Consider the following 25633-nt stretch of genomic DNA (forward strand, 5'->3'; position numbering starts at 1 on the left):
GCCACTTCATAGGTTGTACTGCTTACGCTTGCGGTAAAGGGTCGAGGCATCGATGCCCAGGGTTTTGGCGGCTTGGTCGAGGGTGTCGCTGGTGGCCAGCACCGCGCCGATGTGCGCACGCTCCAGTTCGTCCAGGCTCAATGCCGCGCCCACCCGTGGCGCATTGCCGGTAGGTTGCTCGCCCATGCCCAGGTGGCTGATTTCTACCCGCTCCTGCGGGCAGATGATGCTGGCGCGTTCGATCACGTTACGCAGCTCGCGGATGTTGCCCGGCCAGCGGTAGTTGAGCAGTGCGGCGCGGGCCTCGTCGCTGAAGCCGCGGGCCGGGCGCGAGTACTCCTTGACGAAGCGGGCGAGGAAACGGTCGGCCAGGGTCAGGATGTCCTCGCTGCGCTCGCGCAGCGGCGGCAGGTGCAGGGTGATGACGTTCAGGCGGTACAGCAGGTCTTCCCGGAAGCGGCTCTCGCGCACCATCTCCTCAAGGTTGAGGTTGGTAGCGGCGAGGATGCGCACATCGGCGCGGCGCGTGACCGGGTCGCCGACCCGCTCGTATTCCTTGTCCTGGATGAAACGCAGCAGTTTCGGTTGCAGGGTCAGTGGGAAGTCACCGATCTCATCGAGGAACAGGGTGCCGCCGTCGGCCTGGCTGACCCGCCCCAGGGTACTTTCGCTGGCCCCGGTGAAGGCGCCACGGGTGTGGCCGAACAGTTCGCTTTCCATCAGCTCGGCATTGAGCGATGGGCAGTTGATGGTGACGCAAGCCTTGCGCGCACGCTTGCTCCAGCCGTGAATGGCGCGGGCCAGTTCGCCTTTGCCGGTGCCCGACTCGCCAAGGATGAGGATGTTGGCGTCGGTGGTGGCCACCTGGCGGGCGGTTTCCAGCACCGCCATCATCGCCGGGCTGTGGGAGTCGAGGCCATCCTTGGGTTTGCGTACTTCGCCCTCCAGGGCTTCCAGGCGCGCCGAGAGCTGACGCACTTCCAGTTGCTTGGCGGTGGCCAGGCGCAGTTGGTCGGGGCTGCAAGGCTTGACCAGGTAATCGGCGGCGCCGGCCTGGATGGCATCGACGGCGGTGTCGATCGCCGAATGGGCGGTGACGATCACCACGCGCATCCAGGGCGCCTGCACGCGCATCTGGGCCAGCACGTCCAAGCCGTTGTCTTCGCCCAGGCGCAGGTCGAGAAAGCACAGGTCGAAGACCTGGCGTTGCAGCAACGCTTCGGCCTGGGCGGCGCTGTTGGCGGTGGCCACGCTGTAGCCTTCATCTTCCAGGCAGTAACGGAAGGTGCGCAGGATCGCGGACTCGTCATCCACCAGCAGAATGCGGCCTTGGTTGTCCTGGGCTGATTCCATGTGCTGCGCTCCTTAGGGAAAGATCTTTGTTTAGTGTGGGAAAAATCGGGCAAGTTGCATGGTCAATTCTGAATGAATCTGTCCTTTGCATGCTAGCCAATGGCCAATTCATAACGCCAAGCCGTGATATCCCGATGATTTCCTTAGAGGTGCGCGCTGGCACATTGGTTGCGACGATTTTCAGCTTTTGCCAACAAAAGGAGGTGTAGCCATGCCCTTTAACCCCCGAATGGCCGTGTTGGCGGCCGCGCTGCTGTCCAATTGCGTGCCGGCGTTCGCAGGCCCAGTGCAGGACGCCCGCCTGCAAGGCGCGTTGCAAACGGCGCTGGCGCTGAACCGGATACTCAACCCTTTCACCATCAAGGTCGAGGTCGAGGACGCCCGGGCGCGCCTGGACGGTGAAGTGGAAAATGCCGTCGAGCGCGACCTGGCCGAGCAGGTGGCGTTGGCTACCCGGGGCATCGACCAGGTCGACAACCAGTTGCGCGTCAATGCACAGCTGGTGGAGCGCCCGCTGGAACTGCGCGCCTATGCCCAGCGCCTGGAGGACGCCACCTTGGCTGCGGTGATTCGTGCACGCCTGCTGTGGAGCCGCACCACGGAAAAGGCGGCCATCGAGGTGCAGAGCAGCGAAGGCGTGGTGACGTTGCGTGGCAAGGTCGACAGCGCCGAGGCCAAGGAACTGGCCGGCATGCTGGCAAGCTCCACCGATGGCGTGCACCTGGTCAACAACCTGGTGAGCCTGGACTCTGCTGCCATGGCCAAGGCGCGGGAAACCCCGGTGGGTGCACCCAGTGGCCCCCAGCCAAGCGATAGCTGGGTGGTGGACAAGATCCAGACCAGCTACCGCTTCAGCCGCAACCTCGATGGCTTGAATATCAAGGTGGCCAGCGAACAGGGCATGGTGCGGCTCTCGGGCGAGGTGGTCAGCAGCGAGCAGAAGACCATTGCCGTGGAGATCGCACGGCAGATCGTCGGCGTGCGGGGGGTGGACGCCGACCTGTTGCGCGTGGCAACGAAAGTTCAAGGGTGAATCGTGCAATTCGCACGACGCTACAGCGGGCATCGTGCAGGATACGTCCTCAATCGAATTGTCAAGATTACTTAACTTATTGATTTATAAGGGTTTTATTGGATTAAAAAGGCTGGCACGCAGGCTGCAATTACCTGTTCAGGTTTGAATAGAAAAATTACAGCAGGAGAAGCCGGCATGAACCGCCCATCCGTCAACCGCTCGCGCAATGCCGCACTGCCTGTGCGCCAGTTCCTGATCCTCGGGATGGCGCTGCTGCTGACCCTGGCCGCCGGCCTCTTCTACTACAGCTGGCAGACCGCGCGCCTGGCCGACCAGGTGGCGGCGCAAACCGCCCTGCTGGCGCAAATCCAGGCGAGCCGTGCCAGTACCCTGGTCCAGGCAGCCGAGCCCACCGGGCAGCGGCCTGCCGCCGATACCTCACCGGCCACCGTCGACACTGCCGTACCGGCACAACGCTGGGTGTTCTAAGTCGCGCACCGGACCGATTTCGACAAAGAAAGGAGAATCATCATGCTGAGCTGGGCAGTCACTTTCCTCATCATTGCCATTGCCGCTGCGGTACTGGGCTTCGGTGGTATCGCCGGCGCCGCAACCGGCATCGCGAAGATTCTGTTCATCGTCTTCCTGGTGTTGTTCGTGGCCTCCTTCTTCTTTGGACGTGGTCGAGGTTGAACATGAGCAGGGGATTATCCACTGCCCTGGCTGCCGCCCTGCTGTTGGGCGGCAGTACGGCGGCGCTGGCGGCCAATGATGGCCAGGTGCGGGCCGACCAATTGCTCGGCTCGGACCCCGAATACCGGGCAGCTTGGCAACATGCGATCAAAGGCGAGGAACGCCTGCCCGATTGGGTCATCAACCTGACCGGTAGTGCCCAGCAGCAGATGTCGGCGGTGACCGAGGATGGCGACAAATACCTCGTCGGCCCGCTGTGTGAAACCGCCGACAACTGCACCTACAAACGGCTGATCGTGGCGTTCAGCTGGGACAAGGACGATGCCTACGGGATGCTCGTGGAAGTGCCCGAAGGCCTGCCGAGCGACAAGTCGCCGACCCGCCACGCCCAATACCGCTGGCTGGGCAAGCCGGACGACGGCATGAAGGCCATGCTGCAGGAGCAGCTCAAGCGTGACCCGAAGTGGTACTGACCAGCGGTCACGCGCTGTCACGTAATAGAAGCGGAACCTTTCTATCTTTCTCGCTTCTATGATGCGCCGCTTCGAGGAGGAGCGGCACATGACCAGGGGGCCGGGCTGTTCTGATTGCTACAGGATCGGAGTGGCCTAGGGGTACAGGGAGTACCTCCATCAGTGGGCCGGGTCAGGAAAAGGCAGAATCGGAAGCATCAGGTCGTGGCGGTGTCTGACAATCACCCGACCCAGGCCTGGCTTCCGAGGCGCCATCTACCCCTCATGCTGATTCCTTTCAGGAATTGATCTCCAAGACACATTTTGTGATGACCGCACGTCAATTTTTTTAGGGTCACACAAGGTGCCTTGCAAGTGGCATTTCTGCCATTCGGATTGTCGAACAAGCCGTTTTTCAGCGCTTCAGCATACCGCTAAAACTGCCGAAATATGGCGGTTTGGCCTTGTTCGGATTTCCGAACGTTATAAATCAATGACTTACGTGCGGCGCATTTTGACCTGTAAGCCCATGCCGAATCGGTATGGGGTATGCGTTTCCGGCATTAGATTTAAGCCTCCCCCATCGCAATAGTTGCGGCCTTTTTCGCTGGCACGAGCGCCTTGTCGCTCGCTCGCGGTGTCCTTACATGAGGTCTCCGGACGGAAGCCAAAAGCTCCCCGTGACGTTGCCAACGGCTCTGTTACGCGCTTTTTCCGGTCGGTGCCCGTGACCACTAGAACAAAGGGTAAAGACATGAAGAAGGCAAAACTGAGCCTCGCCTGGCAGATCGTCATCGGTCTGGTACTGGGCGTTGCAGTCGGCGCGCTGCTGAACCACTTCAGCGCGGAAAAGGCCTGGTGGATCAGCAACGTTCTCCAGCCCGCCGGTGACATCTTCATTCGCCTGATCAAGATGATCGTCGTCCCGATCGTGATTTCGTCGCTGATCGTGGGTATCGCCGGGGTTGGCGATGCGAAGAAACTGGGCAGCATCGGCCTGAAGACCATCCTCTACTTCGAGGTGGTGACCACCATCGCCATCGTCGTCGGCCTGGTGTTGGCCAACCTGTTCCACCCGGGCGCCGGCATCGACATGAGCACCCTGGGGACCGTCGACATCTCCAAGTACCAGGCCACCGCGGCCGAGGTACAGCATGAACATGCGTTCATCGAGACCCTGCTGAACCTGATTCCGTCGAACATCTTCGCAGCGCTGATGCGTGGCGAGATGCTGCCGATCATCTTCTTCTCGGTGATGTTCGGCCTGGGCCTGTCGAGCCTCCAGGCCGACCTGCGCGAGCCGCTGGTGCGTACCTTCCAGGCCGTGTCGGAAACCATGTTCAAGGTCACCCACATGATCATGAACTACGCCCCGATCGGCGTGTTCGCCCTGATCGCCGTGACGGTCGCCAACTTTGGCTTCAGCTCGCTGTTGCCGCTGGCCAAGCTGGTGCTGCTGGTGTACTTCGCCATCGCCTTCTTCGCCTTCATGGTGCTGGGCCTGGTCGCACGCCTGTTCGGCTTCTCGGTGATCAAGATCATGCGCATCATGAAAGATGAGCTGATCCTCGCCTACTCCACTTCCAGCTCCGAAACCGTGCTGCCGCGCGTGATCGAGAAGATGGAGAAGTACGGTGCGCCGAAGTCGATCTGCTCGTTCGTGGTGCCGACCGGCTACTCGTTCAACCTCGATGGCTCGACCCTGTACCAGAGCATCGCGGCCATCTTCATCGCCCAGTTGTACGGTATCGACCTGTCGTGGAGCCAGCAGCTGCTGCTGGTGCTGACCTTGATGGTGACCTCCAAGGGTATCGCTGGCGTACCGGGTGTTTCCTTCGTGGTGTTGCTGGCCACCCTGGGCAGCGTGGGCATCCCGCTGGAAGGCCTGGCCTTCATCGCCGGTGTCGACCGCATCATGGACATGGCGCGTACCGCCTTGAACGTGATCGGCAACGCCCTGGCAGCCCTGGTGGTTGCCCGTTGGGAAGGCATGTACGACGCAGCTAAAGGCGAGAAGTACTACGCCTCGCTGATGGCCGACAAGCAGCAGGCTGCTGTGGTTGGCGAACCGGCCAAGCGTTGAGCCTGAACCGCTGAAGCAGAAAGCCCCGACTTGTCGGGGCTTTTTGTTGGGGTTCGAAAAGGTGCAGCGGCCTATCGCGAGCGTTGCTCGCTCCTACAAAGGCTTTGCGTACGATTGGTAGGAGCGAGCAGAGCTCGCGATGGGCCGCGTCGACAGCACGGGGCCTCCAGCCAGGCACGCCGATACGCTATCATTCGGGCATTTTTCAGGGGGTAATCGCGGATGCTCAACGGCCTTTGGCTCGGCTTTTTCCTGGTGGCGGCCGTGTCTGCCCTGGCCCAATGGCTGGTGGGCGGCAACGCCGGCATCTTCGCCGCGATGGTCGAGAGCATCTTCGCCATGGCCAAGCTCTCGGTGGAGGTCATGGTTCTGCTGTTCGGCACCTTGACCCTGTGGCTGGGCTTTTTGAAGATCGCGGAAAAGGCTGGCATCGTCGAATGGCTGGCCAAGGTGCTCGGCCCACTGTTCGCCCGGCTGATGCCGGAGGTTCCGCCCGGCCACCCGGCCCTGGGCCTGATCACCATGAACTTCGCCGCCAACGGCCTGGGCCTGGACAACGCCGCCACGCCGATCGGCCTCAAGGCCATGCGTGCACTGCAGGAGCTCAACCCCAGCAGCACCACGGCGAGCAATGCTCAGATCCTGTTCCTGGTGCTCAACGCCTCGTCGTTGACCCTGCTGCCGGTGACCATCTTCATGTACCGCGCCCAGCAGGGCGCCACCGACCCGACCCTGGTGTTCCTGCCGATTCTGCTGGCCACCAGCGCCTCGACCCTGGTTGGCCTGCTGTCGGTGGCGGTCATGCAGCGCCTGCGCCTGTGGGACCCGGTGGTGCTGGCGTACTTCATCCCCGGTGCGCTGCTGCTGGGCGGTTTCATGGCCTTTCTCGGCACCCTGTCGGCCGCCGCACTGGCCAGCCTGTCGTCGATCCTCGGCAACCTGACGCTGTTCGGGGTGATCATCCTGTTCCTGGTGATAGGCGCGCTGAAACGGGTGAAGGTGTACGAAGCCTTCGTCGAAGGCGCCAAGGAAGGCTTCGATGTGGCCAAGAGCCTGCTGCCCTACCTGGTGGCGATGCTGGTGGCGGTCGGCGTGCTGCGCGCGTCAGGGGCCCTGGAGCTGGCCCTGGACGGTATTCGCCATGCGGTGAACTGGATGGGCCTGGACACCCGCTTCGTCGAGGGCCTGCCCACCGCGCTGGTCAAGCCTTTCTCTGGCAGCGCGGCGCGGGCAATGCTGATCGAAACCATGCAGACCCATGGCGTGGACAGCTTCCCGGCGCTGGTGGCGGCGACCATCCAGGGCAGTACCGAAACCACCTTCTACGTGCTGGCGGTGTACTTTGGCGCGGTGGGTATCCAGCGCGTGCGCCACGCCGTTGGCTGCGCCCTGCTGGCCGAGCTTTCCGGGGTGATCGCCGCGATCTGCGTGTGCTACTGGTTCTTCGCCTGAGCCTGGGCCTGGGTGCTTTGCGCCACGGTCCAGTCCACCACCTGCGCGGCCAGCTGGTCACTGGCCGCACCGAAGCCGGCTACCACGGCTGATACGTCGCTGCTGGCCAGCGCCTGGCGTACCTCGAAGCGCCGGCTGGTAACGATGCGCTGGCTACGGCCCTGTACCAGGCGCGCGTCGTAACGGATCACCACCTGCACCTTGCCACCCTGGTATTCGCTCTGGAACGCCTGCAGCTCGCCGGCCAGCTCGTAATCGGCCTGCAGGTTGCTGTCGTCGGCACTCAGGCGCAGCACCCGGCCGTCACGCTGGAAACCATCGAGCAGGCGGTTGCGCACCAGCAATGGCGCCGGGTCGCTCCAGCGCGCGCCTTTGTAGCTGCTGAGCACATCGCCCTGGGGGATGACCGCAATGCGCGGCCCGGCCAGGGCCTCGCTGGCCAGCGGTTTGTTCAGGCGCAATGACCAGTCGACCGGGGTGGCGACGTGGCTGGGCTGGTTGACCGGCAGGCGGTAGATATCCACAGGCTCGCTCTGGGGCAGGATCGAGCAGGCGCTGGCCAGGCTCACGGCGGCCGCCAGGGCCAGCAGGCGCAGCGAAGGGGTCATGGCTGGAACTCCTTGTTGTTGTCACGGCCCAGCAGGTAGCCGCTGGGGTCGGCCTCCAGGCGCCGCGAGATGCCCTTGAGCGAGTTGAGGGTTTCACGCAGTTCGCGGATGGCTGGGGTCAGCTGGTTGAGGCCCTGGGCGCCGTCGTCGATGGACTGGCGGTTGTCCTGCAGCAGGCTGTTGAGGGTGGCGGCACTCTGCGCCAGCGATTGCATGGCCTGCTCGGCGCTGCCGATGGCCTGCTTGCCCTGGCTGCCCAGCAAGCCGTTGGCGTTGCGCATCAGCGCCTGGGTTTCGGCCAGGGTGGCGTTGGCCTGTTTGCCCACCTGGGCCAGTTGCGAAAGCGCATCGCTGATGCCGCCCTTCTGCCCGGCAATGGCACCGGTGGTCTGGTCGAGGTTGGCCAGGGTGTTGCTCAGGTGCTCGATGTTGTTTTCCGAGAACATCTGGTTGGCGTTGTGCAGCAGCAGGTTGATGTTGGTGACCAGGTCGCTGCTGTCGTTGAGCAGGCGCGAAATCGGCGAAGGCGATGCGATGATCACCGGCAGCTTGCCGTCCTTGCCCTTGAGCTCGGGGCTTTGCGGGGTGCCGCCGCTGAGCTGGATGAACGAGTTGCCGGTCACCCCGGCCAGGGTCAGCTTGGCCTGGGTGTCCTCCTTGACCGGGGTGTCGCCGCTCAGGCGCACGCGGGCCAGCACCCGCCGGGGGTCTTTAGGGTCCAGGCGCAGGCTGGACACATCGCCCACCTTGATGCCGTTGTATTGCACCGGGCTGCCGCGCGACAGGCCGGAGACGGCTTCGTTGAACACCACTTCGTAGTCCTTGAAGGCATCGTCGACGCTGGACTTGGTCAGCCACAGGCCGAACAGCATGGCGCCGGCCACCACCAGGACGGTGACCAGGCCGATAAGAACGTGATGAGCTCGGGTTTCCATGGTTCAGCGCTCCTGCCCGGCGCTGGCGGCAGCGTGTTCCGCCGCCCGCCCGCGTGGGCCGTGAAAATATTCGTGGATCCAGGGGTCGTCGGTCTGCTCGACCTGCGCCAAGGGGCCGGCGACCAGCACTTTCTTCTGTGACAACACGGCGACGCGATCGGTGATGGTGTAGAGGGTGTCCAGGTCGTGGGTGATCAGGAACACGCTCAGTCCCAGGGCGTCGCGCAGGGTGAGGATCAGTTGGTCGAAGGCGGCGGCGCCAATCGGGTCGAGGCCGGCGGTGGGTTCGTCGAGGAACAGGATGTCCGGGTCCAGGGCCAGGGCGCGGGCCAGGGCGGCGCGCTTGATCATGCCGCCAGACAGCGACGCCGGGTATTTGTCGGCGGCCGAGATCGGCAGGCCGGCCAGGGCCAGCTTGACCCCGGCCAGGTGCTCGGCGTCGGCCCGCGACAGCCCGGCATGCTCGATCAGCGGCAAGGCGACGTTTTCGGTAACGGTCAGCGAGGAGAACAGCGCGCCTTTCTGGAACAGGACGCCGAAACGCCGTTCCACCAACGAGCGCTCGGCCTCGCGCAGGCCGGCCAGGTCTTGGCCAAACACCTTGATCTGCCCCTCGTTGGGCCGGCGCAGGCCAATGATGCTGCGCAGCAGCACCGATTTGCCACTGCCCGAGCCGCCGACCACGGCCAGGATCTCGCCGCGGTACAGGTCCAGGTCCAGGCCCTGGTGCACCACCTGGCTGCCAAAGCGGTTGCAGATGCCCCGCGCCTCGATCACCGCATCCCGTTCGCTCACCAGCCCATCTCCATGCAGAACAGTGCGGCCACCGCATCCAGCACGATGACCACGAAAATCGACTGGACCACGGCGGAGGTGGTGTGGGCGCCGACCGATTCGGCGCTGCCGCTGACCTTGAAGCCCTCCAGGCAGCCGATGGCGGCGATCAGGAAGGCGAACACCGGTGCCTTGGCCAGGCCCACCAGGAAGTGCTGCACGCCGATGTCGCTTTGCAGCAGGGACAGGAACATGGCCGGTGAAATACCCAGCGACAGTGCGCACACCACCGCGCCCCCGACGATGCCGCAGATCATCGCGACGAAGGTCAGCAGCGGCAGGGAAATCAGCAATGCCAGCACCCGCGGCACCACCAGCAGTTCGATCGGGTTGAGGCCCAGGGTGCGGATGGCGTCGATTTCCTCGTTGGCTTTCATCGAGCCGATCTGCGCGGTGAAGGCGCTGGCGGTGCGCCCGGCCATGAGGATGGCGGTGAGCAGCACGGCGAATTCGCGCAGGAAGGAGAACGCCACCAGGTCGACGGTGAACACGGTAGCGCCGAAGTCGGCCAGCACCGTGGCGCCGAGAAAGGCCACCACCGCGCCCACCAGGAAGGTCAGCAAGCCGACGATGGGCGCGGCGTCCAGGCCGGTTTGCTCGATGTGCGCGACCACCGGTGTTACCCGCCAGCGGTGAGGTTGCAGCAACCGGCGCAGCAGGGTTTCGAGGATCAGGCCGACGAAGCCGAGCAGCTGCATGGTGTCTTGCCAGAGGGTGCCGACGGCGCAGCCGATACGGGCCAGCAGCAGGAGCAGGATGTTGCGTTCCGGTTGCTTGACCGGAATGCAGTAGTCCTGCACCGAGTGGTAGACGTTCTTGAGCAGCGCGCGGCTGGCCTCGGGCAGGCCGTGGGTGCAGTGCGACAGGCGCTCGGCGCCGAGCAGTTCGGCCAGCAGCGAGGCCCCGGCGGTGTCGAGGCGGCCCAGTTGGCTGAGGTCGGCCACCGTGTCGGCGGCGCAGTGGCTGCGCAGGCGCTCGCTCTCGCGCTTGAGGCTGGCGTAGTGGGCCAGGGTCCAGTCGCCGGCGATGCGCAGGCAGGCTGGCTGGCTGTTGGTGTCCAGGGTAGCGCTGGGGGTGGTCATGGGCTCCATGCATCCGGCTGGGCTTAGAGGCTGATCATAGCGCAGCGGGGTGGGGAGGTATGGTGAGAATGTGCTGTGTGTGCCCGGCCTGTTGAATCGCCCCCTGTAGGAGCGGGCTTGCCCCGCGAAGCAGGCGACGCGGTGCCTGGCACCGGCTTCGCCGGTGTTCGCGGGGCAAGCCCGCTCCTACAGGATTCTCCGTTGAATCAGATATTTGCGATTTGTTCCACGAGGACGGGTCAGCGGCTGGGAGCCTTAGGAGGCCGGTGCGTCGTCCACTACCTTGAAGCGCAGTACGCCAATCACCTGGCCGTCTTCGGTCAGCACCCGTACCTGCCACTTGCCCACCGGGTTGGCCGGGAAGACTTGCTTGTGGGTCCAGGCGCGGTAGCCCTCCTTGCGCCCGCCATGGATATCCAGGGCGATGCGGTCGACTTCCTGGCCGTCCTTCTGCCACACGTGGTAAATGCGCTCGTTGAGGCCACGCGGGGCATTGATCGAGGTGTAGGCATACAGGCCGGCGCTGCGGATGCGGCTGGCGGCGATCTCGTCCAGCGATTCGCCCGGCTGGCGGTTGATCACTTCCGTGCTCACCGCCACCTCGGTCATCCACAAGGTCGCCGGCGGCACCCAGGAACGCAGCAGCCAACCGCCGCCGCCCACCGCCAGGGTGACCAGCACCAGGGCCACGCCGCGCCGCCAGGTGTTGATCGGGAAGCTGCTGGCCAGGCTTGGGAACGACAGCACCATGGCCGCGATCAGGGCCAGCTTGAAGCTTTGCGCGGTGGTCAGGTTGAGGATGATCGGCAACGCGGTGAGCAGCGCGGCGAACAGGGTCAGGGTGTGCATCGCCAGGAACAGCCAGCGCCGCGGCGCTACCCACTTGTAGTACAGCGGGTCGATGATCGACACCAGCCCGGCGGCGCCAAGCAGCCCGGTGAAGATCGCCTGGCCGCTGTTCCAGGCGGTGGTGATGGAGAAGAACGGCAGGACGAAGAACAGGCTCTCCTGGTGGATCATCTGCGTGGCGTAGCGCAGCAGCGGCTGCGGGATCTCGCGCTTGAAGGTGCGGGTGAACAGGCCGGTGAGGGTGTTCTCGAACATCAGCCACACCCAGCTGACCAGCATCACGATGGCGATCCAGCTGGCCAGGCTGGCCTGGCGGTCGACCAGGATGAAGCTGCCGATACCGGAGAGGAAGCCGCCCAGGGCGATGATGCCGGGGTAGCGTTTAAGCAGCTCGATGATGCGCAGGACGATGGGGGGTATTGGGGGCATGGGTCTACAACAGGTATTTGAGGTGGCTGTGCCGGCCTGTTCGCGGGTTACCCGCGAAAAGCCCGGTACTGGCAAAAGGATACCGCTGATTCACCGCTGCCGTGTAGCACCACTGGGCCGTTCAGGCGTGTGCCGCCGCCAGCGCAGCAGCCCCAGTGCCAGCACCAGCCCGAGCAACAGCGCCATCAGCCCGTACAGCTCGTCATACCCCAGCAACGGCGCCTCGACCCGTAGATACCCTTGATCCTTGAGCAAGTCCTTGAGCGCAGCATTGGCCTGCGCCAGGGTCACCTGCCTGAGCTTGCTTGCCGGGTCGGCGAAGCGGCCGTTGTCGTAGTCGTTCAGCGCCCCCCAGTAATAGTCGGCCAGCGCGCTGTTGCCCTGGCTGCCCCAGCTTTCCTTGGCCACTGCGGCATCCTTGATGCGGGCGAAGGTGTCCGGGTCCAGGCCTTGCTTGCGCAGGTGGTCGAACAGTTGCTGCATCACCTTCACGGCCTTGTCGACGTCGTCCCGCTCAAGGTCGGCATTGAGGCTGAGCAGGCCGGTGTCGGCGAAGCTTTCCCGTTGTGCCGAAGGCCCGTAGGAAAGGCCGTTGCGCAGGCGCAGCTGGTCGTACAGGGCCCAGTCCAGGTAGCGCGAGAGCAGGTCGAGGGTTTGCTGGTGGTCGTTGTCCAGCACCGGTTCGATGAACAACCAGTGCAGCTTGACGCTGTCACCCAGCACGCCACGGGTCAGTTCCCGGCGGGGTTCGGCCTGCTGGCTGATGCTGTCGAGGTTGCGGCGCTCCCCAGGTTCGACCGCTGGCAGCTCACCGAAGGTGCGCTCCAGGTAGGCCGGCAGCAGCCGGTCGAGGCCGCCGACCACAATCAGGGTCATGTTGTTGGCGGCGTACCAGTGCTCGCGCAGGGCCTTTACCTGCTCCAGGGTCATGTCGTCGACATTGGAGCGCTCCGGGCATTTCAGGCCCAGCTCGGTGGCCAGTTGGTCGCTGGCCGGGTGGCCGATGTCCTGGCGGTCGAGCCAGCGCTGCAGGTGGCCGTAGTGGCCGCCGTCCTCACGCTCGATGATGCGCTTGGCAGTGGCCAGCGACTTGGCGTCGATGCGGGTGTCGCGGATGATCGCCAGCAGCAGGTCGAGCACCTTGCGCTGGTTGCGCGCCGGCGCTTCGATCACGAAGGTGGTGTCGGCACTGCTGGTGTAGGCGTTCCACTCCCCGCCCAGGCTTTGCAGGCGCTCTTCCAGGCCGCCTTCGCCGGTGTCGTCGATACCGGTGAACAGCAGGTGTTCGAGCAGGTGCGGCAGTTCCTTCTGGCTGCAGTCGAAATCGTCCAGGCCCACCCCCACCACCAGGCGGATGGCGACGTGGTCGCGTTCGTAACCGGACTTCAGGATCACCTGCAGGCCATTGGGCAACAGGTAACCTTCGACCCGCGAGCGATCGAGGGCCAGTGAGGGCAGGCTGCAGATCAGCAGGCAAACGAACATCAGGCAACGCATGGGCGAGCGAAAGTCTCCAGGTGTGCAAGATCAGGACAGGGGGTTTTCTTCCGGTACGTTGTCGGGCATCAGCCCGCCGGTGTCCGAGCCACCCAGTACCACATAGGCACTGCTGCAGAACAAAGAGTTCAAACGTTTCATGTCGGCAATCAGTTCCAGGTGCAGCGAACTGGTTTCGATACTCTGCACCACCTTGCGCTGCAGGCGGCTGACGTGGGCGTGGGCCAGGCGCCGTTCCTGGGCGCGGAAACGGCGCTTTTCCCGTAGCAGCAGGCGTGCGCTTTCCGGGTCGGCGCTGAGGAACACCGACAGGCCCAGGCGCAGGTTGGCCAGCAATTGTTCTTGCAGGCCGGTCAGTTCTTCCAGGCCCACCTGGGAAAACTCCCGGCGCTGGCTGGTTTTCTGCTGCTGGACCTTGCGCAGCATGCGCTCGATCAGGTCGCAGGCCAACTTGAGGTTGATTGCCAGTTCAATGATCTCTGCCCAGCGCTGGTTGTCCTGTTCGCTCAGGTCTTCGCGGGGCATCTGCGCCAGGTACAGCTTGATCGCGCTGTACAGCGCCTCGGCATCTTCGCCCAGGGCCCGGACCTGCTGGGGCATGGCGGTTTGGGTGCCGCGCAGGGCGCTGAGCAGGGCTTCGAGCAGGCTGTCGACGATATCGCCCAGGCGCAGGGTTTCCCGGGCGGCGTTGGCCAGCGCCAGGCTTGGCGTGGCGAGCGCCGAGGCATCGAGGTGGCGCGGGCGAATCTGGCCATTGCCGGCCTCGCGCTCGGGCAGCAGGCGGTTGCACAGGCCGCCCATGGGTTTGACCGTGGGCAGCATGATCAGGCAGCGCAAGGTGTTGTAGAGCAGGTGGAAGCCGATCACCAGCTCTTGCGGGCTGAAGCTCAAGCTGTCCATCCACTCCACCAGCGGGTGCAGCACGGGAATGATCAGCAACAGGCCGATCAGCTTGTACAGCAGGCTGCCCAGGGCCACGCGCCGGCCTGCGGCGTTCTGCATGCTGGTGCTGATGAAGGCCAGCAGGCCACTGCCGATGTTGGCGCCGACCACCAGGCCGATGGCCACGGGCAGGCTGATGACTTCGGCGCCGGCCAGGGTGGCGGTAAGTAGCACGGCGGCCAGGCTGGAGTAGGACACCATGGCGAACAGGGCGCCGACCAGGGCGTCGAGCAGGATGTCACCGGTCAGCGAGGCGAACAGCACTTTCACGCCCTGGGCGTGGGTGATGGGCGCGGCGGCCTGCACGATCAGTTGCAGGGCCAGGATGATCAGCCCCAGGCCGATGCCGACGCGGCCCAACTGGCCGGCGCGGGTCTGCTTGCGCGACAGGAAGAAGATGACCCCGAGGAACACCAGCAGCGGCGACAGCCACGACAGGTCGAAGGTCAGCACCCGCGCCATCAGCGCGGTACCGACGTCGGCGCCGAGCATGATCGCCAGGGCCGGGGTCATGGCCATCAGGCCTTGGCCGACGAACGAGGTCACCAGCATGGCGGTGGCGTTGCTGCTTTGCACCACGGCGGTGACGACGATACCGGCGATGAATGCCAGTGGCCGGCGGTTCATGTTCTGGCTGAGCACCCGGCGCAGGTCGGAACCGAACACCCGCAGGATGCCGGTACGCACGATATGTGTGCCCCACACCAGCAACGCCACGGCGGAAAGCAGGTTGAGCAGGGTCAGCATGGTCGAGCCCCCCTTTGTTCTGAGGCTCCAGTGGCGGAGCCAAGATTGGTAAAGCGGTAAGCCTGGCCCGGGGGTGGGTGTTTTTATCCAGTGCTTACACTAGCTGTAGTTGTTTTACGTGACAGGCGCCAGCTTGGCATGGGGGAAGGGGGATTGAAACCTTTCTGTCATGAAGGTTTGGCTGGCGCCGCTTGCGCGGCGCCTCGCGAGCTGACGCTCGCTTGCCGGGGGGCAGGTTACTGGCCTGGGATGTCCTTGCGCAGCTTCACCGGGTCGTGTTCCTTGCCTTCCTTGCGCGCCATGGCGGTGCGCATGCGGATATTGATGGCCTCTACCGCCAGCGAGAAGGCCATGGCGAAGTAGACGTAGCCCTTGGGCACGTGTACGTCGAACGATTCGGCGATCAGCACCGTACCCACTACGATCAGGAACGAAAGTGCGAGCATCTTCAGCGATGGGTGCTTGTCGATGAAGTCGCTGATGGCGCCGGCGCAGGCCATCATCACCAGCACCGCGACGATGATCGCGGCAATCATCACGGGCACGTGCGAAACCATGCCCACGGCGGTGATCACCGAGTCCAGCGAGAACACGATGTCGATGATGGCGATCTGGATGATGGTGTAGAGGAACTTGCCGCCCGCGCCCTTGGGCTCGTCGCTGCTCTCCTCTTCCCCTTCCAGGCCGTGGTAGATCTCCTGCGAGCTTTTCCACAGCAGGAACAGGCCACCGCAGAACAGGATCAGGTCACGGCCGGAGATGCCTTGGCCGAAGACCACGAACAGGTCGGCGGTCAGGCGCATGACCCAGGTGATCGACAGCAACAGCATGATACGGGTGACCATGGCCAGGGCCAGGCCGAAGATCCGTGTGCGCGGCTGCATGGGCTTGGGCATGCGGCTGACCAGGATCGAGATCATGATGATGTTGTCGATCCCGAGCACGATCTCGAGCGCGGTGAGGGTGAAAAAGGCAACCCAGATTTCCGGGCTGGTCAGCCATTCCATGTGTACGTCCTTAGAGCGGTGAAGGCGCTGCGACCGGAGCGGGCGCAGCGCGTTGGGTAATGCGTACTGATTAAAGACTACTGAACAGCGGGAAAATGCCCATCAGCAGCGCGGCGAACATTATGCACAGGCATACCAGCACTGCCCATTTCAGGGTGAAGCGCTGGTGGTCGCCGAACTCGATGCCTGCCAGGGCCACCAGCAGGTAGGTGGAAGGCACCAGTGGGCTGAGCAGGTGCACCGGCTGGCCGACGATCGACGCGCGGGCCATTTCCACCGGGCTGATGCCGTAATGGCTGGCCGCTTCCGACAGCACCGGCAGCACCCCGTAGTAGAAGGCGTCATTGGACATGAAGAACGTGAACGGCATGCTGACGATGGCGGTAATCACCGCCAGATAAGGGCCCAGGGCCTCGGGAATGACCGCCAGCAGGCTCTTGGACATGGCCTCGACCATGCCGGTGCCGGAGAGGATACCGGTGAAGATACCGGCGGCGAAGATCAACCCGGTGACGGCCAGCACGCTGCCCGCGTGGGCGGCGATGCGGTCTTTCTGCTGCTGCAGGCAGGGGTAGTTGACGATCATGGCGATGCTGAAGGCGATCATGAACAGCACCGGCAGTGGCAGCAGGCCGGCGATCAGCGCGACCATCAGGCCGGCGGTGAGGGCGCCGTTGAAGTAGATCAGCTTGGGGCGGCGGGCTTCAGGGAACTGCGACACGCTGATTTCGCTGTGGTCGATGTCGTCGGTCGGCAGGTGCAGTTCACCCAGGCGGGCACGCTCGCGCTTGCCGTACATATAGGCGATGGCGAGGATCGCCAGCACGCCGAAGACCATGGCCGGGATCATCGGCACGAAGATGTCCGAAGGGTCGACGTGCAGAGCGCTGGCGGCGCGGGCGGTAGGGCCGCCCCAGGGGGTCATGTTCATCACCCCGCCGGCGAGGATGATCAGGCCGGCCATGATCCGTGGGCTCATGCCCAGGCGGCTGTACAGCGGCAGCATGGCGGCGCAGCAGATCATGTAGGTGGTAGCGCCGTCACCGTCCAGCGACACCACCAGGGCCAGCACGGCGGTGCCGACCGAGACTTTCAGCGGGTCGCCCTTGACCAGCTTGAGGATCTTGCGCACGGCCGGGTCGAACAGGCCGGAGTCGATCATCAGGGCGAAGTAGAGGATGGCGAACATCAGCATCACGCCGGTGGGCGCGAGCTTGCTGATGCCTTCGAGCATCATTGGGCCGATCTTGGCGGAAAAGCCGCCGAACAGGGCGAACAGGATCGGTACCAGGATCAGGGCGATCAAGGCCGACAGGCGCTTGGTCATGATCAGGTACATGAAGGTGATGACCATGGCAAAGCCGAGGAAGGTCAGCATGGCAATACTCCAGGCGTGGCGCGACGAAAGAAATGGCTATTCGGGCGGATCAGCGCGTTGGGCGCTGCGCAGGGAGCATGGCGAGGGGCATTGCCAGAAGGCGGGCGGAACGGCGGGCGCAGAAAGACATCAGAATCACCATTGTTGTTGTTGATGGGCCGGGCGCGGAATGTTCCGGGTGCCCTGGCTGACCGGTCTTGTGCCGGTGGTGGCGGCTATCCTAGGGGGACAAGCTTTCAGCCAGCTTTCGCTGGAAAATCGGCGACGGGAGGTAGGTGATGCAGGATGTAACCGAGGGTGGCTGCCATTGCGGCGCCCTGCGCTACCGGCTACAGGGCGAGTTGACGGATGTTGCCCATTGCCATTGTTCGATCTGCCGGCGGGTCAGCGGCGGGCTGGTGGTGACCTGGGTCACCCTGCCCCGTTCGGGCTTTCGCTGGGTGGCGGGCAGGCCGCAGTGCTACGTGGCACCGGCCAGCTGCAAGCGGTATTTCTGCGGGGAATGCGGGGCGCATCTGGCGCTGGTGACCGAGCATAGCCCGGGGAGCATCGATGTGACGGTGGCGACGTTGGATCACCCGGAGTTGGTGCCGGCCCGGCGGCATATCTGGACTGGTAGCCGGTTGCCTTGGTTGCATCTGGATGAGGGGTTGCCTGGGGAGGCTGAGGAGACGCTCTAGGCCTTGTGTTGACTGTGCCGGCCTCTTCGCGGGGCAAGCCCGCTCCTACAGGTTCATGTAGGAGATAACCCAGCCCTCGCGGGCTGCGCTGTCGCGCAGGGAACAGTGCCAGCAGCCGCGCCGCAATGCCCTGTAGGAGCGGGCTTGCCCCGCGAAGAGGCCGGCACTGGCATCAGGGCAACTGCAACCCGCCCGCCGCCTTGTGCAGCGCCCGCAGATGTTCGCCAATCTGCTTCACATTGGCCTCGACTGCGGCAATTTCCTTGGCCCGTGCCGGCTCCAGCAGCGCCCTCACCTCTTTGTCCAGGCTGGTGCTCAAGCGCAGCAGCTGCGCCTGGCGCGCAGTGCTTTCCTGCTCCAGGTGCTGGCGCTCCTGCGGCTGTGGCAGCCCGTAGCCCTTGGCATCGAGCAATTCCGCCGGGCGGCTGAGGAAGCCGCTGTTGGCGAGCATCTGCCTGAGGGTTTCGTCGGCCTTGCTGGTGCTGCCGTCCTTCAGTGCGGCGGCATTCAGGTAACGCTGTTTCACCTCGTCCTGGGCCAGCAGCAATTGCCGGCGCAGGCTTGCCTGTTCCAGCAGCAGCAGGGCTGCGCTGGTACGCAGGTCGGCCTTGGCGAACCAGGGCTGGCGCTGCTCGGCATCTAGGGCCAGCCAGTCCTCGACGGCGGCCTGCTTGATCGGCAGTTGCTTTCTCAGCACTTCGAACATGGCCTGGTAGCGCTCACGGTAGGAGTCGAAGCGGTAGCCCAGGCGCAGCGCTTCGCGTGGGTCATCGAGCACACTGGTATCGGCCAGCCCCCTGCCCTTGAGCACTTCCAGCAAGCCGTTGGGCATGATGCTGTCGAGGTCGTTCAGGCGCGGGTTGGCGGTACCGCTGCGCAGCAGTTTCAACGATTCCACCGCACAGTTGTTGGACAGGAACCAGTAGTTACCGTCGTAGCTCCAGTGCATCTCGGCGGCCTGGCGTACCAGGTTCTCGATTTCTTCGCGGTTGAGCTTCAGCGGCACCGAGGCCAGGCTGCGCAGCTCGGTCTTGGTGTACTCGTCGATCACCTGGGCCAGCGGCAACACGAACAGCCGTGACGGATACACCCCGACCAGGCCGTCCCAGCTGGACAGCTGCACGTCGTTGACGAAGGCGCGGTACGACAGCACCAGGCTCTGGTCGAGGTCCAGGCGGCAGTCCGGGCCACGTGGCCGGCCCGGCTTGCAGATCACCAGGCGCAGCATGCTGTGGCCCCAGCGGCTGACCAGGTTCTGGTTGGCCTCGGCCAGCAGGTAATCCACCTCGTACACCCGCTCGGGGTCGATTTCGCCCAGCGGCTGGCGGGCGAAGTCATTGCCGGCATTGATGAACGGCAGGCCTTTGACGCAGGTGTCCTGCTGCGGCGCCCAGCCAAAGTGCTCGCGCAGGTATTGGTTGAGCGCCGGGCGACGGCAGCCGTAGCTCGGGTCGAGGAGGAAATACTCCATGTTGACCGCGATGTATTCCTTGGGGCTGCTCAGCTCGTAACTGTCGGGGCTGCGCACGAACTGGCCATTGTGCTGCTCGCGCTCGCCGCGTCGGCCCACGTACTGCTGCCAGCCGGCGAGGTCGAGCAGGCGCGGGTCGTCGCTGAGGGTGAAGCGGCGCTCGGCCTGGCCGCGGCATTGTTCGGGCAGGCCGACCTTGCCCAGGGTGCCTTGCTGGCGCTTGCAGCGGGCGATCAGCGAGCGCTCGGCCCCAGGCCACAGGCGGGCGCGGTCATAAACGTGGGTCAGCTCGTGCAGCACCGTGGCCAGCAGTTCCTCGCGCACGGTGCCATGGGGGCGGCCGGTACGTTCGGTGGCGGCACTGCCGTCGGTGAGGCCCGGTAAAAGGCGCTTGTTGAGCTGAACCGTGGAAGCCAGGGAAGCCTCGCCGTAGGCATCGGCGGGCATGTCGTCGGTCCAGCTGACCCGCACGCGGCGGTCGAGCTGTTGCTTGAAGCGGGGAGGTAATTTGCCCAGGGCCTCGTCGAGCAAGGCCTGGGATGCCTGGACCTGCTGCTGGCTGAGGCCTGCAGCCTGCAGTTCAAGCTGCAGGTCGGCCAGGGCGGGCGTGCCGAGCAGCGTCAGGGCGCAGCCGAGCAGCCAGGCACGCACAGGCTTCACAGTGCGAGGATGGCTTCGGCCAGGACCTGGTCGCTGGCATCACGTGCTTGCGGCAGGCGTTCACGCAGGGTGGTGAGCGCAGCTTCGAGCTGTGCACCGCGAATGTCGCCGTTGCTGGCGACGAAGGTGGCGGCATCGTCGTGGGCTTCGCGCACCACTTTGGCGTCGCGAATCGAGGTGGTGGTGTCGGATGTGAAATCGATCGAACGGCCAAAGGCGCGAACGATGATGTTGCTGGTGGCCACCAGGGTGTGTGCCTGGGCCAGGTCGGCCAGCAGGAGCATGCCGAGGGTAGCGGCGATCAGCGGTTTACGCATGGAGCATCTCCGGAAAATGCAGGGAGTCAGGTGTGATTATTGGACGAGAATTGCCTGCGCCAGTTCAAGGTCGCCGACAGAGTGCCGGGCACCGCCGTGGCGCAGCGAGTCGAGCGCTGCCTCCAGGCGTGCCCCGCGGATCATGCCGTCCGTGGCAACGAAGGCAGCCGCATCGTCACGGGCCTGCCTGACCAGCTTGCGGTCGAACGGCGCGGAGGTGACCTGGCTGGTGACGTAGCCGGTGATGACCAGGCCTTGTGTGGTGGTGTCCATGGCCTGGGCGTTGGCCACGCCAAGCAGGGAGAACAGCAACGGCATCAGATAACGCATGGGCATTCTTAGGCTTGTAAACGGGGTGTGGTGCATGGGGTGAAGCCCATGCACACGGGGTCGGTTCGCTGGCTCAGAGCGCCAGGATGGCCTGTGCCAACTGGGCGTCGCTGGCCTGCAGGGCTGGCAGGGTGGAGCGAATGTGCAGGAAGGCGCTTTCCAGCTTGGCACCCCGGATATCGCCCTGGCTGCCGACGAAGGTGGCGGCGTCGTCGCGTGCGGCCTGGACGATCTTGTCGTCACGCAGCGAGGAAGACAGGTCGGAGGTCGCGTCGGTGGACGCGGCAACGGCGCGCACGACGGCGTCGGTGGTGACGACGAAGCTGCTGGCGTGGGCGGCACTGGCCAGGCCGAGCATCAGGGCGGCACCCATCAGGTATTTACGGGACATGATCGTGGACTCCTAGGAACGGGTCGGGGTGGTTCTGCTCTATCGGACGCTTGCACGGCCCGCTGCGGTACGTTTCAGCATCCGGTTCTACCAGATTTGAAGCGAAGCGTATCACGCGGGGCTGTATCGGAATGTTAGCGGGCACATGAAAGCTAACTGTTACGGTGCTATTTGGGTTTTTACAAAATTGTACTGCTTGCAGGCTCAGGGCGCTTTAGCGCGCACCTTGGAAACAAAAAACCCGTTGCAGTTCCCTGCAACGGGTTTTGGGAATTCGCGGTGCCGGCCGAGGCCGGCGAACCGGAGCTTAGCGCCAGAACGGCTTGCTCAGCTCTTCGTAACGCTGCGACTCGCTGATACCGGCGTCAGCCAGCAGACGTGCATCCAGGCGAGCCAGTTGACGGCGGCTGGACATGCGACGCTGCCACAGCAGCAGGGTGGAGATGGCGCGCAGTGGCATCGAAGCCTTGGACTGCTGGGCGTTGCTTTCAAAAACCAGACCGGAACTAAGGGTACGTTCCATGATGCTTCATCCTTCCGCTTATGGCGGGATTAGGTAGTGATTTAACTGATGCCAATGATCCTCCTCTGTTGTCCAGAACAGTAGATACAGTTCAACAGTATTGAGAGGGGCCAGTTAACTGTTTAAGACCACTGTTGCACTCGAAATGCGCGCAACTGTACTGGTCTGCACCGTTGTGGGGCGTTATTGGCTATTTCGGCGGATTAGGTTGGGTGGGGACGGCTTAATAAGCAGTACAGTAGTACAGTTTATTTGCTTTGGTGGTGTGAACTGTTGAGGAAGAGGGGTGACTGTTAGGGCCCTTTCGCGGGGCGAGCCCGCTCCTACAGGGGAAAACGGATCCTTGTAGGAGCGGGCTTGCCCCGCGAAAGGGCCGGAACAGGCGAAGCAAATCAGCTGGCGAGCATGCGCCCGGTTTCTTCCAGGTTCTCGTGCCAGCTCAGCGCTTCACGCAGGATGTGCGGGGTGTGCCCGCCACGCTGGCAGGCGCGGTCGAAGTAGTCGTTCAGCGCAGCGCGGTAGTCGGGGTGCACGCAGTTGTCGATGATCGCCCGGGCGCGCTCGCGCGGCGCCAGGCCACGCAGGTCGGCCAGGCCCTGCTCGGTGACCAGGATGTCGACATCGTGCTCGGTGTGGTCGACGTGGCTGACCATCGGCACCACGCTGGAAATCGCGCCGCCCTTGGCAATCGACTTGGTGACGAACACCGCCAGGTGGGCGTTGCGGGCGAAGTCGCCGGAACCACCAATGCCGTTCATCATCTTGGTGCCGCACACGTGCGTGGAGTTGACGTTGCCATAGATGTCGAACTCAAGGGCCGTGTTGATGCCGATGATGCCGAGGCGGCGCACCACTTCAGGGTGGTTGGAGATTTCCTGCGGGCGCAGCACCAGCTTGTCCTTGTAACGCTCCAGGTTGCCGAACACGTCGGCATTGCGGCGGCTCGACAGGGTGATGGAGCTGCCCGAGGCAAAGCGCAGCTTGCCGGCGTCGATCAGGTCGAAGGTCGAGTCCTGCAGCACTTCGGAGTACATGGTCAGGTCTTCGAACGGCGACTCGATCAGGCCGCACATCACCGCGTTGGCGATGCTGCCAATGCCAGCTTGCAGCGGGCCGAGCTTGTTGGTCATACGCCCAGCGTCAACTTCCTGCTTGAGGAAGTTGATCAGGTGGTTGGCGATGCCTTGGGTTTCGTCATCCGGCGGCAGCACGGTGGATGGCGAGTCTGGCTGGTCGCTGATGACGATGCCGACGATCTTGGCCGGGTCGATCGGGATGGCGGTGCTGCCGATGCGGTCGTCCACCTTCACCAACGGGATCGGGGTACGGGTCGGGCGGTAGGTCGGGATATAGATGTCGTGCAGGCCTTCGAGGTTGGCGTTGTGCGACAGGTTGATCTCGACGATCACGTGCTTGGCGAAGATCGCGAAGCTGGCCGAGTTACCCACCGAGGTGGTCGGCACGATATGGCCCTGCTCGGTAATGGCCACGGCTTCGATGACCGCGATGTCCGGCAGCTTGAGCTGCTGGTTGCGCAGTTGCTCGACGGTTTCCGACAGGTGCTGGTCGATGAACATCACCTGGCCGTCGTTGATGGCCTTGCGCAGGGTGCTGTCGACCTGGAACGGCATGCGCCGGGCCAGCACGCCGGCTTCGGTCAGTTGCTTGTCGAGGTCGTTGCCCAGGCTGGCGCCGGTCATCAGGCTGATTTTCAGTGGCGACTGCTTGGCACGTTCGGCCAGTGCATGCGGTACGGCCTTGGCTTCGCCGGCGCGGGTGAAACCGCTCATGCCGACGGTCATGCCGTCCTCGATCAGACCAGCGGCATCAGCCGCACTCATTACCTTGCTGTGCAGGGAGGACAAGCGGATACGATCACGGTACATGGATTGTTATCTCGGGCTACTGAAACTACTGAGGCGCAGTCTAGAGATTTCGCCCAATGCCGTCCCACGACCATGGTCGTATGAGAAGGCTCAAGATAGAGCCGTTGATCTGGATCATTGAAAGCAAAAGCCCCGGGAGAATTCTCGCCGGGGCCTTCTATATAACGCAGGGCTTTTAGCGAAAAGCCTTACTCCACGGCTTTGACCATATCCTCGATGACCTTCTTCGCGTCACCGAACACCATCATGGTCTTGTCCAGGTAGAACAGTTCGTTGTCCAGGCCTGCGTAGCCGCTGGCCATGGAGCGCTTGTTGACGATGATGGTCTTGGCCTTGAAGGCTTCCAGGATCGGCATGCCGGCGATTGGCGACTTCGGATCGTTCTTCGCCGCCGGGTTGACCACGTCGTTGGCGCCCAGCACCAGCACCACGTCGGCCTGGCCGAACTCGGCGTTGATGTCTTCCATCTCGAACACCTGGTCGTACGGCACTTCGGCTTCGGCCAGCAGCACGTTCATGTGCCCGGGCATACGGCCTGCCACCGGGTGAATCGCGTACTTCACGGTCACGCCGTTGTGGGTCAGCTTCTCGGTCAGCTCTTTCAGTGCATGCTGGGCGCGGGCCACCGCCAGGCCGTAGCCCGGCACGATGATCACGCTGTCGGCGTTGCTGAGCAGGAAGGTGGCATCGTCGGCCGAACCGGATTTCACCGGGCGCTGCTCTTTCGAGCCTTGCGCGGCGCCGGCATCGGTGTCGCCGCCGAAGCCGCCGAGGATGACGTTGAAGAACGAGCGGTTCATCGCCTTGCACATGATGTACGAGAGGATGGCACCGGACGAGCCAACCAGCGAGCCTGCGATGATCAGCATCGAGTTGTTCAGCGAGAAGCCGATACCGGCCGCGGCCCAGCCCGAGTAGCTGTTGAGCATCGACACCACCACCGGCATGTCGGCGCCACCGATCGGAATAATGATCAGCACACCCATGACGAAGGCCAGGGCCAGCATCAGGGTGAAGGCGCTGTAGTGGCCGGTGAAGGTGAATAGCAGGCCGAGGGCGATGGTGGCCAGGCCCAGGATCAGGTTCAGCTTGTGCTGGCCGGCGAACTGTACCGGTGCGCCTTGGAACAGGCGGAACTTGTACTTGCCCGACAGCTTGCCGAAGGCGATCACGGAACCGGAGAAGGTGATGGCACCGATGGCTGCACCGAGGAACAGTTCCAGGCGGTTACCGGTGGGGATCGGGTCGCTGATGGCAGCAACGATGCCCATCGACTGCGGTTCGAGCACGGCGGCGATGGCAATGAACACCGCCGCCAGGCCGATCATGCTGTGCATGAAGGCGACCAGCTCCGGCATCTTGGTCATCTCGACGCGCTTGGCCATGATCGAACCGGCGGTGCCGCCGACCAGCAGGCCGACCAGCACGTAGCCGATGCCGGCGGTGGCCAGCTCAGCGCCAAGCTTGTAGATGAGGCCGACGGTGGTGAGGATGGCAATCCCCATGCCGATCATGCCGAACAGGTTGCCGCGCCGCGAGGTGGTCGGGTGCGACAGGCCCTTGAGCGCCTGGATGAAGCACACCGAGGCGACGAGGTAGAGGAGCGTTACCAGATTCATGCTCATGCTTACTTCTGCGCCTCGTTCTTGGTTTTCTTCTTGAACATCTCAAGCATGCGGCGGGTGACCAGGAAGCCACCGAACACGTTGACCGCCGCCAGGGCCACGGCCAGGGTGCCCATCAGCTTGCCGGCCGGGGTCACGGTCAGGGCCGCGGCCAGCATGGCGCCGACGATGACGATGGCCGAGATGGCGTTGGTGACGGCCATCAGCGGGGTGTGCAGCGCCGGGGTGACGTTCCACACCACGTGGTAGCCCACGTAGATGGCCAGCACGAAGATGATCAGGTTGTAGATGCCGTGGGAAATCAGCATGTCTTCCATTGTCGTGCTCCTTAGCCGTTCTTGCGCACGACCTGGCCATCGCGGCACATCAGGCACGCGGCGACGATGTCGTCTTC

24 protein-coding genes and 1 pseudogene are annotated in these 25633 nt (G+C 63.9%); 7 read left to right on the top strand and 18 right to left on the bottom strand.

Annotated elements, in window-relative coordinates; translation table 11 throughout:
* Positions 1 to 6: 6 nt before the first annotated feature.
* Entirely contained in the window at positions 7 to 1353 is a 1347-nt protein-coding gene (gene algB / locus F3J44_RS17145; RefSeq protein WP_167063943.1) for a sigma-54-dependent response regulator transcription factor AlgB, read from the bottom strand.
* A gap of 211 nt (positions 1354 to 1564) precedes the next feature.
* Here algB and F3J44_RS17150 point away from each other — a divergent pair, with 211 nt between their 5' ends.
* The 6 genes from F3J44_RS17150 (at position 1565) to F3J44_RS17175 (ending at position 7048) form a co-directional block, all read left to right on the top strand.
* Complete coding sequence (locus tag F3J44_RS17150; protein ID WP_167274287.1) at positions 1565 to 2386, top strand: BON domain-containing protein; 822 nt, start codon at positions 1565 to 1567, stop codon at positions 2384 to 2386.
* A gap of 177 nt (positions 2387 to 2563) precedes the next feature.
* A complete protein-coding gene (locus tag F3J44_RS17155) occupies positions 2564 to 2857 on the top strand; it encodes a hypothetical protein (RefSeq protein WP_167274291.1) in 294 nt (97 codons plus the stop codon).
* 42 nt (positions 2858 to 2899) lie between these two features.
* Positions 2900 to 3061 (top strand): DUF1328 domain-containing protein, encoded by a 162-nt coding sequence (locus tag F3J44_RS17160; RefSeq protein ID WP_167274294.1) that lies wholly within the window; start codon positions 2900 to 2902, stop codon positions 3059 to 3061.
* A 2-nt stretch (positions 3062 to 3063) separates the two neighbouring features.
* Complete coding sequence (locus tag F3J44_RS17165) at positions 3064 to 3534, top strand: inhibitor of vertebrate lysozyme family protein (RefSeq protein ID WP_167274297.1); 471 nt, start codon at positions 3064 to 3066, stop codon at positions 3532 to 3534.
* Positions 3535 to 4267: 733 nt separating this feature from the next.
* Complete coding sequence (gene gltP / locus F3J44_RS17170; protein ID WP_167063955.1) at positions 4268 to 5596, top strand: glutamate/aspartate:proton symporter GltP; 1329 nt, start codon at positions 4268 to 4270, stop codon at positions 5594 to 5596.
* Positions 5597 to 5818: 222 nt separating this feature from the next.
* A complete protein-coding gene (locus tag F3J44_RS17175; protein WP_167274300.1) occupies positions 5819 to 7048 on the top strand; it encodes a nucleoside recognition domain-containing protein in 1230 nt (409 codons plus the stop codon).
* Here the strand turns inward: F3J44_RS17175 and F3J44_RS17180 are convergent.
* From F3J44_RS17180 to F3J44_RS17220, 9 genes are all read right to left on the bottom strand, one after another.
* On the bottom strand, positions 7030 to 7656 hold the full coding sequence (locus tag F3J44_RS17180) for an ABC-type transport auxiliary lipoprotein family protein (protein WP_167274303.1): 627 nt from the start codon (positions 7654 to 7656) through the stop codon (positions 7030 to 7032). The genes F3J44_RS17175 and F3J44_RS17180 overlap by 19 nt on opposite strands.
* A complete protein-coding gene (locus tag F3J44_RS17185) occupies positions 7653 to 8591 on the bottom strand; it encodes an MlaD family protein (RefSeq protein ID WP_167063964.1) in 939 nt (312 codons plus the stop codon). Before F3J44_RS17185 ends, F3J44_RS17180 begins: the two co-directional genes overlap by 4 nt.
* 3 nt (positions 8592 to 8594) lie before the next feature.
* A complete protein-coding gene (locus tag F3J44_RS17190; RefSeq protein ID WP_205299961.1) occupies positions 8595 to 9389 on the bottom strand; it encodes an ABC transporter ATP-binding protein in 795 nt (264 codons plus the stop codon).
* Positions 9383 to 10516: an ABC transporter permease gene (locus F3J44_RS17195; RefSeq protein WP_167274306.1), complete on the bottom strand. Its 1134-nt coding sequence runs from the start codon at positions 10514 to 10516 to the stop codon at positions 9383 to 9385. The genes F3J44_RS17190 and F3J44_RS17195 overlap by 7 nt, the downstream gene beginning before the upstream one ends.
* A 246-nt stretch (positions 10517 to 10762) precedes the next feature.
* Positions 10763 to 11785 (bottom strand): DUF5924 family protein, encoded by a 1023-nt coding sequence (locus F3J44_RS17200; protein ID WP_167274309.1) that lies wholly within the window; start codon positions 11783 to 11785, stop codon positions 10763 to 10765.
* A gap of 90 nt (positions 11786 to 11875) precedes the next feature.
* Positions 11876 to 13282, bottom strand: coding sequence for a pitrilysin family protein (locus F3J44_RS17205; RefSeq protein WP_167274311.1), 1407 nt, complete (start codon positions 13280 to 13282; stop codon positions 11876 to 11878).
* Between the two features lie 30 nt (positions 13283 to 13312).
* Positions 13313 to 14971, bottom strand: a complete 1659-nt coding sequence (locus tag F3J44_RS17210) for a Na/Pi cotransporter family protein (RefSeq protein WP_167063980.1) — start codon at positions 14969 to 14971, stop codon at positions 13313 to 13315.
* Positions 14972 to 15207: 236 nt separating this feature from the next.
* Positions 15208 to 15978 carry a TerC family protein gene (locus F3J44_RS17215; protein ID WP_167063983.1) on the bottom strand — a complete coding sequence of 257 codons (771 nt, stop codon included), beginning with the start codon at positions 15976 to 15978 and terminating at the stop codon, positions 15208 to 15210.
* Between the two features lie 70 nt (positions 15979 to 16048).
* Positions 16049 to 17356, bottom strand: a complete 1308-nt coding sequence (locus tag F3J44_RS17220) for a CitMHS family transporter (RefSeq protein WP_167063986.1) — start codon at positions 17354 to 17356, stop codon at positions 16049 to 16051.
* Positions 17357 to 17634: 278 nt separating this feature from the next.
* On the opposite strand from F3J44_RS17220, the gene F3J44_RS17225 reads away from it, so the two are divergent.
* A complete protein-coding gene (locus tag F3J44_RS17225) occupies positions 17635 to 18036 on the top strand; it encodes a GFA family protein (protein ID WP_167274315.1) in 402 nt (133 codons plus the stop codon).
* 172 nt (positions 18037 to 18208) lie between these two features.
* On the opposite strand, the gene F3J44_RS17230 is transcribed toward F3J44_RS17225, so the two are convergent.
* The 8 genes and pseudogenes from F3J44_RS17230 to F3J44_RS17265 all read right to left on the bottom strand — a co-directional run.
* Positions 18209 to 20158 (bottom strand): DUF4105 domain-containing protein, encoded by a 1950-nt coding sequence (locus tag F3J44_RS17230; protein ID WP_205299944.1) that lies wholly within the window; start codon positions 20156 to 20158, stop codon positions 18209 to 18211.
* A 5-nt stretch (positions 20159 to 20163) separates the two neighbouring features.
* Complete coding sequence (locus tag F3J44_RS17235) at positions 20164 to 20484, bottom strand: DUF2388 domain-containing protein (RefSeq protein ID WP_167063995.1); 321 nt, start codon at positions 20482 to 20484, stop codon at positions 20164 to 20166.
* A 36-nt stretch (positions 20485 to 20520) separates the two neighbouring features.
* Entirely contained in the window at positions 20521 to 20814 is a 294-nt protein-coding gene (locus F3J44_RS17240) for a DUF2388 domain-containing protein (RefSeq protein ID WP_167063998.1), read from the bottom strand.
* Positions 20815 to 20887: 73 nt separating this feature from the next.
* A complete protein-coding gene (locus F3J44_RS17245) occupies positions 20888 to 21205 on the bottom strand; it encodes a DUF2388 domain-containing protein (protein WP_167064001.1) in 318 nt (105 codons plus the stop codon).
* Between the two features lie 307 nt (positions 21206 to 21512).
* On the bottom strand, positions 21513 to 21728 hold the full coding sequence (locus tag F3J44_RS17250) for a DUF1127 domain-containing protein (protein ID WP_167064004.1): 216 nt from the start codon (positions 21726 to 21728) through the stop codon (positions 21513 to 21515).
* 392 nt (positions 21729 to 22120) lie between these two features.
* Positions 22121 to 23614, bottom strand: a complete 1494-nt coding sequence (locus F3J44_RS17255; protein ID WP_167064007.1) for an acetyl-CoA hydrolase/transferase family protein — start codon at positions 23612 to 23614, stop codon at positions 22121 to 22123.
* A gap of 188 nt (positions 23615 to 23802) precedes the next feature.
* Positions 23803 to 25239: an NAD(P)(+) transhydrogenase (Re/Si-specific) subunit beta gene (locus tag F3J44_RS17260; RefSeq protein WP_167064009.1), complete on the bottom strand. Its 1437-nt coding sequence runs from the start codon at positions 25237 to 25239 to the stop codon at positions 23803 to 23805.
* 2 nt (positions 25240 to 25241) lie between these two features.
* Positions 25242 to 25514: pseudogene (locus tag F3J44_RS17265) on the bottom strand (NAD(P) transhydrogenase subunit alpha); the annotation flags it as partial.
* Between the last annotated feature and the right edge of the window lie 119 nt (positions 25515 to 25633).

It is taken from the genome of Pantoea sp. Tr-811, from assembly GCF_011752535.1.
Classification (GTDB): Bacteria; Pseudomonadota; Gammaproteobacteria; order Pseudomonadales; family Pseudomonadaceae; genus Aquipseudomonas.